General features: G+C 68.1%; 16 protein-coding genes and 1 pseudogene. 12 read left to right on the top strand and 5 right to left on the bottom strand.

The features are described from left to right. Positions 1–129 precede the first annotated feature (129 nt). Entirely contained in the window at positions 130–294 is a 165-nt protein-coding gene (locus CJ197_RS15160) for a hypothetical protein (protein WP_158239445.1), read from the top strand. A 222-nt stretch (positions 295–516) separates the two neighbouring features. On the opposite strand, the gene CJ197_RS10465 is transcribed toward CJ197_RS15160, so the two are convergent. Further along, the gene (locus tag CJ197_RS10465) at positions 517–1,767 is read right to left on the bottom strand and encodes an MFS transporter (RefSeq protein WP_233190850.1); all 1,251 of its coding nucleotides are present in this window, start codon (positions 1,765–1,767) and stop codon (positions 517–519) included. 252 nt (positions 1,768–2,019) lie between these two features. Between CJ197_RS10465 and CJ197_RS10470 the strand changes: the two genes are divergently transcribed. The 3 genes from CJ197_RS10470 to CJ197_RS10485 are packed head-to-tail and all read left to right on the top strand — an operon-like array spanning position 2,020 to position 3,667. Beyond that, positions 2,020–2,340: a hypothetical protein gene (locus CJ197_RS10470; protein WP_102236701.1), complete on the top strand. Its 321-nt coding sequence runs from the start codon at positions 2,020–2,022 to the stop codon at positions 2,338–2,340. Positions 2,341–2,394: 54 nt separating this feature from the next. After that, positions 2,395–3,270, top strand: a complete 876-nt coding sequence (locus CJ197_RS10480) for a hypothetical protein (RefSeq protein ID WP_146007755.1) — start codon at positions 2,395–2,397, stop codon at positions 3,268–3,270. A 40-nt stretch (positions 3,271–3,310) separates the two neighbouring features. After that, positions 3,311–3,667 carry an RpiB/LacA/LacB family sugar-phosphate isomerase gene (locus tag CJ197_RS10485; protein ID WP_233190852.1) on the top strand — a complete coding sequence of 119 codons (357 nt, stop codon included), beginning with the start codon at positions 3,311–3,313 and terminating at the stop codon, positions 3,665–3,667. Positions 3,668–3,679: 12 nt separating this feature from the next. Here the strand turns inward: CJ197_RS10485 and CJ197_RS10490 are convergent, their stop codons facing one another. Both CJ197_RS10490 and CJ197_RS10495 read right to left on the bottom strand, forming a co-directional pair. After that, on the bottom strand, positions 3,680–4,045 hold the full coding sequence (locus CJ197_RS10490) for a DUF86 domain-containing protein (protein WP_102236705.1): 366 nt from the start codon (positions 4,043–4,045) through the stop codon (positions 3,680–3,682). Further along, positions 4,035–4,331, bottom strand: coding sequence for a nucleotidyltransferase family protein (locus CJ197_RS10495; protein WP_102236793.1), 297 nt, complete (start codon positions 4,329–4,331; stop codon positions 4,035–4,037). Before CJ197_RS10495 ends, CJ197_RS10490 begins: the two co-directional genes overlap by 11 nt. Before the next feature lie 166 nt (positions 4,332–4,497). Here CJ197_RS10495 and CJ197_RS10500 point away from each other — a divergent pair, with 166 nt between their 5' ends. The 7 genes and pseudogenes from CJ197_RS10500 to CJ197_RS10520 all read left to right on the top strand — a co-directional run bounded on the left by CJ197_RS10500 (position 4,498) and on the right by CJ197_RS10520 (position 9,089). Then, on the top strand, positions 4,498–4,761 hold the full coding sequence (locus CJ197_RS10500) for a hypothetical protein (protein WP_102236706.1): 264 nt from the start codon (positions 4,498–4,500) through the stop codon (positions 4,759–4,761). Positions 4,762–4,791: 30 nt separating this feature from the next. After that, complete coding sequence (locus tag CJ197_RS10505) at positions 4,792–5,157, top strand: hypothetical protein (RefSeq protein WP_102236707.1); 366 nt, start codon at positions 4,792–4,794, stop codon at positions 5,155–5,157. 48 nt (positions 5,158–5,205) lie between these two features. After that, positions 5,206–5,385 (top strand): hypothetical protein, encoded by a 180-nt coding sequence (locus tag CJ197_RS15370; RefSeq protein WP_199173912.1) that lies wholly within the window; start codon positions 5,206–5,208, stop codon positions 5,383–5,385. Between the two features lie 3 nt (positions 5,386–5,388). Then, positions 5,389–5,601, top strand: a pseudogene (locus CJ197_RS15895) (Panacea domain-containing protein); the annotation flags it as partial. A gap of 45 nt (positions 5,602–5,646) precedes the next feature. After that, positions 5,647–5,808, top strand: coding sequence for a hypothetical protein (locus CJ197_RS15580; RefSeq protein ID WP_233190853.1), 162 nt, complete (start codon positions 5,647–5,649; stop codon positions 5,806–5,808). 250 nt (positions 5,809–6,058) lie between these two features. Next, a complete protein-coding gene (locus CJ197_RS10515) occupies positions 6,059–7,504 on the top strand; it encodes a hypothetical protein (RefSeq protein WP_102236708.1) in 1,446 nt (481 codons plus the stop codon). Positions 7,505–7,655: 151 nt separating this feature from the next. Next, positions 7,656–9,089, top strand: coding sequence for a plasmid pRiA4b ORF-3 family protein (locus CJ197_RS10520; RefSeq protein ID WP_102236709.1), 1,434 nt, complete (start codon positions 7,656–7,658; stop codon positions 9,087–9,089). A 51-nt stretch (positions 9,090–9,140) separates the two neighbouring features. On the opposite strand, the gene CJ197_RS10525 is transcribed toward CJ197_RS10520, so the two are convergent. Next, positions 9,141–9,539 carry a hypothetical protein gene (locus CJ197_RS10525; protein ID WP_102236710.1) on the bottom strand — a complete coding sequence of 133 codons (399 nt, stop codon included), beginning with the start codon at positions 9,537–9,539 and terminating at the stop codon, positions 9,141–9,143. Further along, the gene (locus tag CJ197_RS10530; RefSeq protein ID WP_158239446.1) at positions 9,536–10,636 is read right to left on the bottom strand and encodes a restriction endonuclease; all 1,101 of its coding nucleotides are present in this window, start codon (positions 10,634–10,636) and stop codon (positions 9,536–9,538) included. Before CJ197_RS10530 ends, CJ197_RS10525 begins: the two co-directional genes overlap by 4 nt. Positions 10,637–10,688: 52 nt before the next feature. Here CJ197_RS10530 and CJ197_RS10535 point away from each other — a divergent pair, with 52 nt between their 5' ends. Next, on the top strand, positions 10,689–12,374 hold the full coding sequence (locus CJ197_RS10535; protein WP_369801539.1) for an IS1634 family transposase: 1,686 nt from the start codon (positions 10,689–10,691) through the stop codon (positions 12,372–12,374). Positions 12,375–12,377: the final 3 nt, after the last annotated feature.

Consider the following 12,377-nt stretch of genomic DNA (forward strand, 5'->3'; position numbering starts at 1 on the left):
CCCCCGCCAAGGCGTGGACCGAGCAGACCACCCCCACCACCCTCCCAGTGGTCGCCTGACCACCGGAGAACACATCGACTGTCCGAAATCCTTGACACACCCCATGCCGCCCTCGCGGTCGCGCGATACGTGCAAGACCAGACCGGGCTGAGCCTGAAAAAGATCATCCAGACCCTCCGGCCCCTCCGAACAGCCCGCATCGCGATCAACGGCACCTCCCAGGACTTCCCGCCCGAAATCACCACCGACGCCCGTCACATCATCACCGCCATCGCCCCCGAGATAGGGCACTAACGATGTCCTAAGTCAGGCCCGTATATGCCGCTGAGACCCGCACTACGCCGAGGTAAGTGGTGAGGGGCAGGGACCGTTCAGCGAGAGCGAGGCGCGCGGATAGGCGGAGGTGGGTACCGGTTCAGGACAGCGAACCACCGGGCTCAGGGCGGAGCGCCGGCCGGGGAGAGTGACTCCTGTGACCCAGACAGCGCCCTGGCTCAGGACGGCCATCCTCCCGGCTCAGGACAGCGCCGGGATCTCTCCGGTGAGCGTCGGCCGCACGTGCATGCTGCTGCGCCGGGCGTCGCGCCGGTGCACCGCGAAGGATGCCCCCGTGATCACCATGCCCGCGAGCGCCAGTCCCACACCCACCCAGGACGGGGCCAGCAGCCCCCAGCCGGCGGCGAGGACCGCTGCCCCGAGCGCGGCACCCAGGGCGTTGCCGATGTTCAGCGCTGCATGCTGCAGGGCCGCCGCGAGCGACGGCGCATCGGGGGAGGCGTCCATGAGGAAGATCTGCAGCGCCGGGCCCATGAGCTGCGAGGTCACCGCGATGATGAACAGCAGCAGCATTCCGTCGGCCGCCCACTGCGCGACCACGGCGAACACCGCGAGCGCCACCGCCATTCCGGCGAGTCCCAGGAACAGGGTGGCGTAGATCGACCGGTCCGCGAGCCGTCCGGCCAGCAGCGTCCCGAGCGTCATCCCGATCCCGAAGATCAGCAGCGCAATCGGTACCGCGCGGATCGGCAGGCCCATGACCCCGGGTACGATCTCCCCGATGTAGCTGTACACCGCGAACATGCCACCGAAGCCGATCGCGCCGATCCCCAGGCCGAACCACACCTGGCCGCGCCGCAGTGCCCCCAGCTCCGTGAGCATCGAGGCCTGGCCACCGCCGCCAGGCGGCTCCGGCACCAGGCGCCAGATCGCGAGCGTGCCCGCGAGAGCGACGAGCACCACCAGCACATAGGCGCTGCGCCAGCCCACAAGCTGGCCGAGCGCCGTCGATGCCGGCACACCCACCATTGTCGCGACGGTCAGCCCCAGCATCACCAGGGACACCGATCGCGCGCGTCGGCCCGGCGGGGATAGTCGCGCCGCCACCAGTGCCGCGACCCCGAAGTAGGCGCCATGTGGGAATCCCGCCGCGAAACGGCCCACGGCCAGCACAGCGAACGTCGGCGCTATCGCGGAGATCAGGTTGCCCAGCGCCAGCATCCCCGCCAGCAGCACCAGCAGGCGCGAGCGCGGAATCCGCACCGACACCACCGTCATCACCGGCGCACCGACCACCACCCCCAGCGCATACAGGGAGATCAGCATCCCGGCCCGCGGGACTGAGGCTCCGAGCGAGCCGGCGATCTGTGGCAGCAGCCCCATCGAGGCGAACTCCGTGGTGCCTATCGCGAAGGCCCCCAGGCTCATCGCGAGGATCACCAGGCGCAGACGCGCGGGGGACAGCGGGGCGGCGTCGGGGGAAGCGGTCACGGCAACTCTCCGGGGACGGGCGAACAGGGCCCGCTGCCGACGCTGGAAGCGGTGATGACCTGGTCAAGTGTAGAAGCGGGAGGTCGTCGCGGGGAGGGGTGAGTGACGGGGCCGACGTCGGCTCGCCGGGGGCGTTCAGAGCGCGGGTGTGACGCCCTGCCCCCGGACGGCCCGGGGCGCCCGTCCGCATCCCGTATAGGGTGCTGCTCAGTCCGCGCACCGCAGCCCGGCTCGAGCACAGGAGGGACCCGCATGGAGCAGATCAGCGTCGCCGGCCACGAGAGCCCCGTGCCCGCCTCGGAACGCGCCGCCGCGCTGCTGCGGGAGCGTCTCGAGGCCGCCCGGGCCGACCGCGGCGCCGAGGCTGCGGAGCGGCTCGAGCAGCTGGTGGGGGAGCGGATCGCGAGCCTGCTCGACGGCGGGGCGCCCAGCATCGACTACGGGCAGATGCTCGCGATCGTGAACTACGTGGAACTGCCGCGCGAGGACGAGCCCGAGCCGACGGGCCTCGGGAAGGTCCTGCACGACCTCAAGGAGAAGGCCTCGCAGCGTGGCTACGGGCATATCGGCTGAGCTTCCGGGCGCGGTCCCGGCGCGCCGCAGCGCCCGTCGGGCGACCATATGGTTATGAGCACCCCGCCCGGCCTGCCTGACTTCCAGCACACCGCCGCGACGCCACCCGCCCGCCCCGCTGAGGCGGCACCCAACCCCCGTCGGCCCGTGTGGCCGTGGCTGGTAGGTGGGGGCGGCTGCCTGCTCGCCGTGATCCTCGCCATCGTGCTCGTGATCGTGCTGCTCGTGCGGCCTGCACCGGCCTCGGATGGCGAGGGGCAGGGCAGCCCCGCCGCGCAGGAGGAGCCGGCCGCGCAGCCCTCCGGGGAGTACGTCCCCGACGGGGAGGAGGAGGGGCCGACGGGGCAGGGCGCGCCCGAGGATCTGCCCACTGTCTCCTGTCATCTGCCCGATCCCGGCCGCGCCTCGGATGCTCCGGCGGGGTACCTCGTGGGCGGGGGTCTGCGGACTGCGGTCGTGGATGGCTGGGCGTGGCGGTCGGCGTGGCGCGGGGCAGTCGCGTACACGACGGATGTGGCGATGGTCAGCCAGGATGCGGGCCCCGGCTGGTACTCGTATGCGGCGCTCGGGCGCGGCGATTTCTCCGAGGCCGAGGGCGGCTACCCGGGGGCGGAGGATGCCGCGACCTGGATCCTGCAGTGCGCGTACAGCCGCGGGGACCTCGAGCCGCTCTACGGCGCGGAGCCCGTCACCGAGAACTGGGTGAGCGAGCCGGTGACCGTGGACGGGATGAGCGGGCATCGCGCCACCGTGGACGTGCACGTCGCGGAGGGTTCCGGGGTGACGTTCACGCCGGCCTGGCGGATCTCCGTCACGGTGCTCGAGACGCCCGACGGGCCCACGGTGCTGCTCGCCAACGCGGCGACCGGCCTGCCGGAGCAGCTGGAGGCGCAGGAGCAGTTCATCGCCGGGCTCGAAGCGGACGCGTGAGGGTCGCAGCGGGTTCCCGGGGCGGGGCCTGCTCTGGCAGTTGTGGGCCGATGACGGGACGGTCGCGGAGATCACCTACCCGCAGGTGTCCTTCCAGGCCGCCCGCGAGATCGCCGAGGGGCGCCGCGACCGGGACATCCTGGTCTACGGCACCGGGATCGGCACCGCGATCGCCGCCAGCAAGATCCCAGGGATCCGCGCCGCGACCGCCCACGACCTCGTCACCGTGCGCGGCGCCGTGGAGAACTACGACGCGCAGATTCTGTGCATGGGCCAGAACGTCATCGCGCCGACCGCCGCGCGGGCGCTCGTGGACCTGTGGCTGGACCTGCGGCATGACCCAGCATCGGCGTACGGCGAGAAGCTCGAGGAGATCCGGGCGTTTGAGGAGGGGTGAGGGGGGAAGGGGTTACGGGCGCTCGTCCGACTGTGCAGGAGCCTCGCCGAGGAGGGCGCTGAGATTCTCGATGAGAGGCGGGAGATGCGTGGTAACGGCATCCCAGACGACCGCGGTCTCCACCTCCGCGTACCCGTGAATGAGCACGTTGCGGAAGGCAACGATCTTGGGGAGGTCAGGGATCTGCGTCGCGAGCTCGGACGACAGTCGGCTCAGCCGGTTCAGCGACTCCCCGATGACCTCGAACTGCCGCTCGACGGCCGACTGTAGAAGGTCATCCTCGAAGTAGGCGGAGCGCTCGATGCCCTGTGTGAAGCGCTGGATCTTCCTGGCAGCCTTCAGCGCATCCCATGCTGCGGTGTGGGGATCACGCCGCATAAATCTCCACCGCCGTCTCCGCCACGGAGGCCGCGAGGTACGGATTCTCGATGCGGCTCGCGGACAGCAGATCCACCGGCCGTCCGAGCAGGGCCTCGAGCTCTGCCTTCAAGTTGAAGTAGTCCTCGAACGGCGTGGCGGACCCTGGAATGAACTCCACGATGAAGTCCGCATCGCTCGTCTCGGGATCGAACGCTGTGGTCGCTGCGGAGCCGAAGAGCACGAGGCGCTGCACGTTGTGGGCTCGGCTGATCGCAGCGAGAGCATCACGGTCGAGCGTCAGCATGATCAGCACCTCCCCGGTAACTCGTTCTCGCTCAATCGTCCCATGTGCGAGGAGGGCTGTCAGCTGTGGCCCCTTTGTGCCGCTTGTGGATGGCGCCGCGGACTCCAGTACCTGGCCCTCGGCGCGAAACCGACCATCCGCGCGATGAACCCGGCACCATGGACCTATGGCTCAGCGTTCCTCCCGTTCCACGTCACGCCTCAGTCCGTCTGAGCTGGAGCGCCAGGCGGAGCGTGATCTCGCCACGCAGGTGGAGCACTACCGCACCTGGCGCGGGGCGGACGCTCCCGCAGACGAAGTGGAGAGGGAAGCGAGCTATCTCGCCATCCTGCTGCGGATGAAATGGGAAAAGCTGGACAGCCCAGATCCTGCGCAGTGGGACATGAACCTCCTGGAGGAGCTGCTGCTGCACGTAGCGCCGCGCACGTAGTCGCTTCCCTTTGAGGAGGCCGCTGACCTGGTGCCGGCGCTTGCTGTGTACTTCGAGTTCCTCGAGGAAACAGGACGCTGGAAGAACAGTGCGGAGTCCAGCGCGGATCTCGCCGACCTCGTCTATGTAATGGAGCTTCAGGTGATCGAGGTGTTCGGTGGTCCAAGCCGACGCGGCATGCACGTCAATGTCATCACCTATGCCATGGAGCAGGGCGTGGATCTCACCGATTCCGATGATCTGGAAGACTTCTTGGCCTGCTACAACTATCAGCTCAGGCTTGACGAGCGCGTCGCGCTCAGGGATACGGGACGACTGCCGGACGGAACACCGCCCTACACGCCTGGGACGTTTGAGGCGTTGGGGGATGAGATCGCAAACGCTGGGCCTTCCTAGACTGACGGCACGGCCAGAGCCGGATCGACCCGCGGAAGGAGGCCTGGCGTGACCACAGAACTGACCGATCTGATCTCTCCGCAGGTCTCCCATGACCTCGACCCCGTCGCTCTCGCGGAGTACCTCATCGCCCTGGATGCACAGCGCCCGGAGCCTGATGTAGCGCAGCTGAAGCTGCATAAGCTGCTGTATCGGGCGCAGGCGAATGCGCTTGCATCCATGGGGTAGCGGCTGTTCGACGCCGATGTTCAGGCATACGAACATGGCCCGGTGGTTCCCGCCATCCGGGCGCGATTCCGCGGCTTCCGAGATCGAGTGATCGCGTCATCGCAGGAGAGCTGGCCGGCGGACCTCTTGCCCGCCGACACCCGGGCATTCCTGGACGAGCTCTGGGACCGCTACCAGGATTTCTCGGCCTCTCAGTTGTGCCGGCTCACCCACGAACAGTCCCCATGGCGTGATGCTTACCAGCCCGGGGCTCAGCATGTCGTGATCCCTGATGCTGCGATGCGGCATTGTTTCCTCCGCGAGATCCCGTTGGAAGACCGGATCTTCCACGAGAACGTCGTCGTGGTGAGCGCCGAGGGACTGGCTCGCCTCGATGAGGACGAGGACCTCATCGTCGAGGGGGCCGTAGCCGCGCTGCGGTGACCGAAGCGCCCTGGGATCGTGTGGTCCCGATCCACAATGTTGCTGCAGATGCTGAGCTCGTGACCGGGCTCGCCGGCGGGACTTTTCGCAGCAGTGGCTGCTTCCGCGGAAGGTACCCAGCTGACCGGCTACCTGCATATTGCACGCGGCCGGTCAGGAGAGTGCCGTTCGTGGATGACGCTGCGGACTCCAACACCTGACCCCGGCGCGAAACCGCCCAGCTGCGCGGCGGACCCGGCACCATGGACCTATGGCCAAGCGTTCCTCTCGTCGCAAGAAGTCCTCCGCGTCCTCCCGCATCAGCCCTGCCGAGCGGGAACGCAGGGCGGAGCGTGATCTCGCCACGCTGATGAAGCACTACCGCTCCTGGCGCGAGGCGGCCACGGACCCGGAGGTCGCGGAGGGTGAGGCGCAGACGCTCACGGTCCTGCTGCGGATGAAGCGCGAGCACCTCGGGAGCCCGGGTCCCGCGGAGTGGGACCTGACCCTGCTCGAGGAGCTGCTGCTGTACGTCGCACCGCGCAAGTGGCTGATCTCCCGGGTGGAGGCCATGAACCTCGTGCCGGCCCTCGTCAGGTACTTCGACTTCCTGGAGGAGACGGATCGCTGGCGGCGCGCACCGGCGCACCTGGCAGACCTCAGGGGCCTCCTGGATGAGCTGGAGCTCGAGGTGCTCGAAGCGTTCGATGACCCCACCCGGCGCAGCTCGAGCGGCAACGTCCTCACCTACGCCATGGATGCGGGGGTGGACCTCGCCGATAAGCAGCAGTTCGACGACTTCATGCACTGGTACAACAACCAGCTCACGCGCGAACAGCGCACCGCGATCAGCGACACGGGCCGTCTGCCCGCCTCTGTGCCGCCGTACGTTCCCGGGGCGGGCGAATGGGCGGAGGAGGAGATGGCGCCGGAGTGGCCCTGGTTCCTCCCCGATGCCGACGAGCTCGAGCGTCGGATCGCACGCCGTATCGAGGAAAACGACGGGGACGCGAATGCTGACATCCCCGCCGAGCAGTGGGCGCAGCTGCCGCTCGTGCAGCGCGCCGTGAGTCTGCTGGAGCTGGTGGGGGAGCGGCTACCGGTCACCGATACCGGGGCGCTCAAGCGCGCGGACCTGCGCAAGGTTGTGGAGAGCTGGGGGCTGACCGAGCATGCGAACGTCCGCAGCATGTGGGATGTGCTGGAGGTGGAAGCGCCGTGGACGGCCCTCTGCCAGGGCGGCTGGGTGGAGCTCGGCGTCACCCGCGCAGTGCCGGGGAAGCAGCCGATGGAGCCGTACGTCGCGCTCGAGGAGGATCCCGAGGGGTTCAGCGACTTCGCCAAGACGCTCCTGAACATCGCGCTCACTCATCTCGTGCTGGTCGATCGCAGCAGTTCTGCGGACATCGACACGACCATGGACTTCCTGCTCGCGTTGACCTTCGCGTCCGCGCCGGAAGGCCTGCAGCTGCCGCCCCAGCCGGACCTCGTGGAACTCTACGAGCAACCGGAGCGTCGCGAGCACCCCATCGAGGAGTGCTGGCGCCTGGTCCGCGTGGCAGTTCGCCTCGACAATGCCGCCGACATTGGCCTGGTGTGGAAGGACGCCGACGGGAAGTACCACGGCAACCTTGCGAGCTTCCTGCTCCTGCTGTTCAGCGGCGGGAAGCTGCGGGATCTGCTCATGCACGGGGACGACGAGGGCTTGAGCTTCTGATTGCTAGCACCCCGAAGGACCTCGAGCAGGCCCTGCGTGAGCTGCGCGAGGCCCGGAAGGCCGTGGCGGCGCGGAGGTGTGCGCTGGCGGAGTCGTGGCCCGGGAGCGCAAGCCCGGTCACCAGTCAGCGCGCTCCCACTACCGTAGATCCGTGATCTCGAAGAAGCGCAACCATGAGGAAATCCGCGCCTGGCTGGAGGAGCTGATGTCCTCCATGCCGCTGGAGCAGCAGAAGCAGACGGTGACGAGCCTCCTGGACCACGCGGGGGCAGCCGCGATGCCCGCGGCGCTGGCGCGCCCGGAACGGCGCGGCCCTCGGCGTGAGGAGCCCGTGGTCCTCACGATCCGGGCCGATATCGAGCAGGCCCGACCGCCGATCTGGCGCCGCCTGGAGATGCCCAGCGATCTCACGTTCCAGCAGCTGCACCACATCCTGCAGGCCGTCTTCGACTGGGAGGACCGCCACCTGTGGCGCTTCGGCCTGGGCGGCAGCCCTTTCAGCCCTGAGGCGCAGCTGTTGCTGTGCCCCTACGACGTCGAGGACGGTGAGGAGGACGGGGTTCCCGCCAAGGACGTGCATCTCGATGAGGCGTTCGCGGCGGTCGGGGACACGGTCCGCTACGTCTACGACTACGGCGACATGTGGGAGGTCCGGCTGAAGCTGGAGAAGATCCGCCCGGCGGAGAGGGAGGACCGGCAGGTCCGCGCGATCGCTGGGCGCCGCGCGGCCCCACCGGAGGACTGCGGGGGTCTGACCGACGCGGAAGATCTGGCCACCGTGCTACCGGATCCCGCGCATCTGGACCTCGCGGAGCTGAACGATCTGCTGTGGGCTGAGGGCGACGCTCGTGCCGAGCCGGATTTCCACCCCGCCTATACGCAGCTGCTTGAGCGCACCACCGGGCACCCGGTGCACCATCGGCTGAAGATGCCCGGCCTGGACCTCATGGTCGCCCCGGAGCCTCCGGAGGAGGATGAGCTCATCGCGGCGCTGGATCCGATCCTGTGGTTCATGCGCGAGGCCGACGGGGAGGGCATCACGCTCACCGCTGCCGGGCACCTCCCGCCCGCGCTGGTGGAACGCGCCTGCGAGGTGGTGCCCACGCAGATCACCGGCCTGGGGAAGGACAACCGGGAGGTCCACGCCGCCAGCGTCCGGCACTTCCGTCACGCCCTGCAGACCGTGAAGCTGCTGCGCAAGCACAAGGGCACGCTACGGCTGCCAGCCAAGATCGCCCCGCTGCTGGAGGACCCCTGGGGGCTCTGGGAGCACCTGCGCAGCACTCTGATCCCGGAGCGAGACGGCTTTGAGCGTGACGCGAGTACCGTGTTGCTGTTGCACGTGAGCATGCTTCCGTCGGGCGGGGCCCTGAGTATTGATGCTGTGGTGCGGCTGCTCGGGGAGCTGGGGTGGAGTACCAGCGATCGGTGGGGGCTGCATGCGCTGATCAGGGAGTTGCCCGCCTGCTCAATCCTGCGCAACCTTCGGCCCGACGCAGCCTCGCGGCGTGATGAGCGCCTTTCCGATGTCGCCATCACCCTGGCCCGCGCCACCCTCGCCCCTGAGGAGACCGACGACTGGTGAGGTGCCGAGGGTGCGCATGGTTGGCTGGTCTGGGTGCGGTTCCGGCAGGGCTCAGGCCGACGCTGGGCTCTCCGATTCTCCCGCCTGCCCCGATGCATCCACCGGATACACGACGACCCCGCGGTCCACGTCTACGACGCGGGTGGGGAAGTCGCGGTAGTCGATGGTGAGCCAGTCCTTCTGCGGGGTGGACCGGACATCGCGGAAGCGCCGCGGCCCGTCCTGGATGATCTCGAGGACCCCGTAGCTCACCTGGCGGAACTCGTCGTAGCGCGGGTCCTCCATCTCGATGTCCAGCTCGCCGGAGTTGTCGCTCTCGTACGTCGTGTCGAATGCGCCGATGTAGGACTCCTGCTCCCCGAACTCGATGAGCAACCGGGCGTGGGGATGGGCCATTGCGTAGGTGGTCAGGACGACGGTGGTGCTGCGCTCCTCCTCGTGGAAGATCATCGGGCGACTCCTGCGCCTCGGGTCGACAAATCTCCGGGCGTCACGATGCCCACTGCCGCTTCCCGGATCTCTCGTGCGCTGCCCATCAGGTCCAGGGCGCCGACGGTGATCTCGTGCCGCCCGAGCCGCGCCTGCTGTCTCGCCCCGAACCCTGCCCCAGCGTTTTCACCGAGCGCTGCGTACACGAGTGCACCGCGTACGGGTCCGCTTGACTCGAACACATCTGTCGCCTCCGCCGCGCTGACGTAGGTAAGCAGCTGATAAAGGTGACTGGACTTCAACGTCGTGGCACCTCCGCGCCAGCTGCTCGTCGCCATGGCGGTGAATTTCGCGTCCACCACGGTGACGGCACCATGCGGATCGCGCAGAACGATGTCCGTGATCATCTGTGGCAGTGCCGCGTTCGCCCACGGAACCGCCACCTCCTGGGATCCGACAGGCCACGGCACCCTCTTCCCGGTCACCACAGTCCAGCCAGCCGACTCGAGATGATGACGGTACAACCCGGCAAGGGCGCTCTCGAACAGCCGACGCAGCTCCCGTTCGGCGAAGGCTCCGCGATGCAGGCCCGCCCGTGCCGTCGCACCGTGCTGCGGAATTGCCAGGTCCAGCAGGAGCGATGCGGTGGTGACGGGCCGGATGTCCATCGGCCCCAGCCGATGCTGCGGCTCTGTAGCTCGCGGGTCGCGCTGCACCCCCTGCTGGGTGAGCGCGGTGGCGAGGGCGCGGGAATGCCGCGCCAGGTCATGATGCCCTGCCCGTTCCCCGAGGCGCGTGGCATGCTCGAGCGCCCGCAGGAGGAAGCGGTTGGTGAGGTTATCGGCCGTGAGGTGGTTGTACTCGCAGCGCACCATGCCTTTGTCGAACAGCTGGTCGCGCTCGCTGCGGTACACGTCGATCCGCCCCCGCACGCGGCTAAGCACACTGCTGGTCCGGCGGAACCCGACGCTGAGGTCGCGCGCGAGCCGACGGCTCACCGTCTCGTTGAGTATGGAGATCAGCAGAGCCGGGATGTCCTCGCCCACCTGCTCGATCCCAGAGTCCTCGATGAAACCGCGACGGTAGAGCTCGGAGGCATATAGCCTGACTTGATGCATGGGGTGTCGCGTTGGCGTGGCGCAGTGCTGTGACCTGTAGGTTCGGTCTGTGGTGGGGTGGTTTTGGGATACTAATTCGGTGTTTGTGCGGAAGGTGAGGACCGGGTCGGGGGCTACTGCGGTCCAGGTTGTCCAGAAGCGGCAGGGCCGGCTGGAGATCATCAAGCACCTCGGGTCAGCGCATACTCCGGTAGAGGTCGCCCTGTTGGTCCAGCGAGGCCGGGAGGTCGTCCAGGGCGCTCAGCAGGCTCTGGATCTGGATCTGGAGACGCCCGCGGACACGGTCGCAGCGGCCTCCCGGAAAGGGCAGCAGGAGCTGCCGCTTCCCTCGGCGGGGGCTACGGCGCGAGAAGCGCGACCTGCCGTAGCCCCTCTCTCGCCCAGCAGGGGTGGGGTGCGGGTTGTGGGCACGCGTAGTGACGTGCTGTGGCAGGTACTGCGGGCGGCGTATTCCCGCCTCGGGTTCGCGGCCGTGGGCGATGAGGTGTTCGAGCAGGTGGTGCTGGCTCGTCTGGTGGAGCCCACGAGCAAGCTCGATGTTCCCCGGGTGCTGGAGAGCCTTGGGGTGAACGCTCCGCACCACACCACGATCTACCGTCACCTGCGCAAGGCCCAGCAGAAGAACTACCGCGACCAGATTGCCACTGCCTGCTTCGAGTATGCCTTGAACAGGGGTGATGTCTCGCTGGTGCTGTATGACGTGACGACCCTGTATTTCGAGGCGGAGAACGAAGATGCCCTGCGTAAGGTCGGGTACTCCAAGGAACGTCGGGTGGATCCGCAGATCGTGGTCGGTCTGCTGGTGGACCGCCAGGGGTTCCCGCTGGAGATCGGCTGCTTCGAGGGCAACCACGCCGAGACGCGGACGATCCTGCCGATCATCCGGCAGTTCCAGGCCCGCCACGGGATCGCAGACATGGTCGTCGTCGCCGACGCCGGGATGCTCTCAGCGGCGAATCTGACGGCGCTGGATGAGGCAGGGCTGCGGTTCATCGTCGGCTCACGCGTCACCAAAGCCCCCAGCGACCTTGCCCACCACTTCCACTGGCACGGCGACGCCTTCAGTGACGGGCAGATCATCGACACGATCACACCCCGCCACGGCAACACCAAACCCGTAGCTGACCTGCACCGGCGTGAGGCTCCTGGGTGGGATCCGGGAGAGTATCCGGGGTGTTGGAGGGCGGTCTGGGCCTACTCCCGCAAACGGGCCGTGCGGGATGGGAAGACACTGACCGCGCAGGAGAACCGGGCGATCGCGGTCATCGAGGGTGAGAAGCGGCCCCACCCCACGAGGTTCGTCACCCGCGCCGGGGGTAAGAACGTGCTGAACACCAGCGCTCTCGAGGCGGCGCGGCGTCTGGTGAGGCTCAAGGGCTACGTCACCAATATCCCGGCCACGATCATGGGCCCGGGCGAGGTGATCTCCAGTTACCACGACCTGTGGCACGTGGAGCAGTCGTTCCGGATGAGCAAAACAGACCTGCAGGCCCGCCCCATGTTCCACCACCAACGCGACGCCATCGAAGCACACCTGACCATCGTGTTCACCGCTCTCGCCATCGCGCGCTACATGCAAAACGCGACCGGGTTGAGCTTGAAGAAGATCATCCAGACCCTCCGGCCGATCCAGTCCGCGCTGCTGGCCGCCGGAGACGAAACACAGCTCATCCCTGCCCACATCCCCGACGACATCGCCGAGATCATCACGCAGATCACCGAAGGCCCGGGACACTAAGCA

It is taken from the genome of Brachybacterium sp. UMB0905, assembly GCF_002871795.1.
In the GTDB taxonomy this organism is placed as follows: Bacteria; Actinomycetota; Actinomycetes; order Actinomycetales; family Dermabacteraceae; genus Brachybacterium.

Coding starts and splice junctions, on each gene's coding strand:
- CJ197_RS10470 (WP_102236701.1), top strand. CDS start 2,020: ATGGAGCAGATCAGCGTCGCCGGCCACGAGAGCCCCGTGCCCGCCTCG.
- CJ197_RS10480 (WP_146007755.1), top strand. CDS start 2,395: ATGAGCACCCCGCCCGGCCTGCCTGACTTCCAGCACACCGCCGCGACG.
- CJ197_RS10490 (WP_102236705.1), bottom strand. CDS start 4,045: ATGCGGCGTGATCCCCACACCGCAGCATGGGATGCGCTGAAGGCTGCC.
- CJ197_RS10495 (WP_102236793.1), bottom strand. CDS start 4,331: ATGCTGACGCTCGACCGTGATGCTCTCGCTGCGATCAGCCGAGCCCAC.
- CJ197_RS10500 (WP_102236706.1), top strand. CDS start 4,498: ATGGCTCAGCGTTCCTCCCGTTCCACGTCACGCCTCAGTCCGTCTGAG.
- CJ197_RS10515 (WP_102236708.1), top strand. CDS start 6,059: ATGGCCAAGCGTTCCTCTCGTCGCAAGAAGTCCTCCGCGTCCTCCCGC.
- CJ197_RS10525 (WP_102236710.1), bottom strand. CDS start 9,539: ATGATCTTCCACGAGGAGGAGCGCAGCACCACCGTCGTCCTGACCACC.
- CJ197_RS10530 (WP_158239446.1), bottom strand. CDS start 10,636: ATGCATCAAGTCAGGCTATATGCCTCCGAGCTCTACCGTCGCGGTTTC.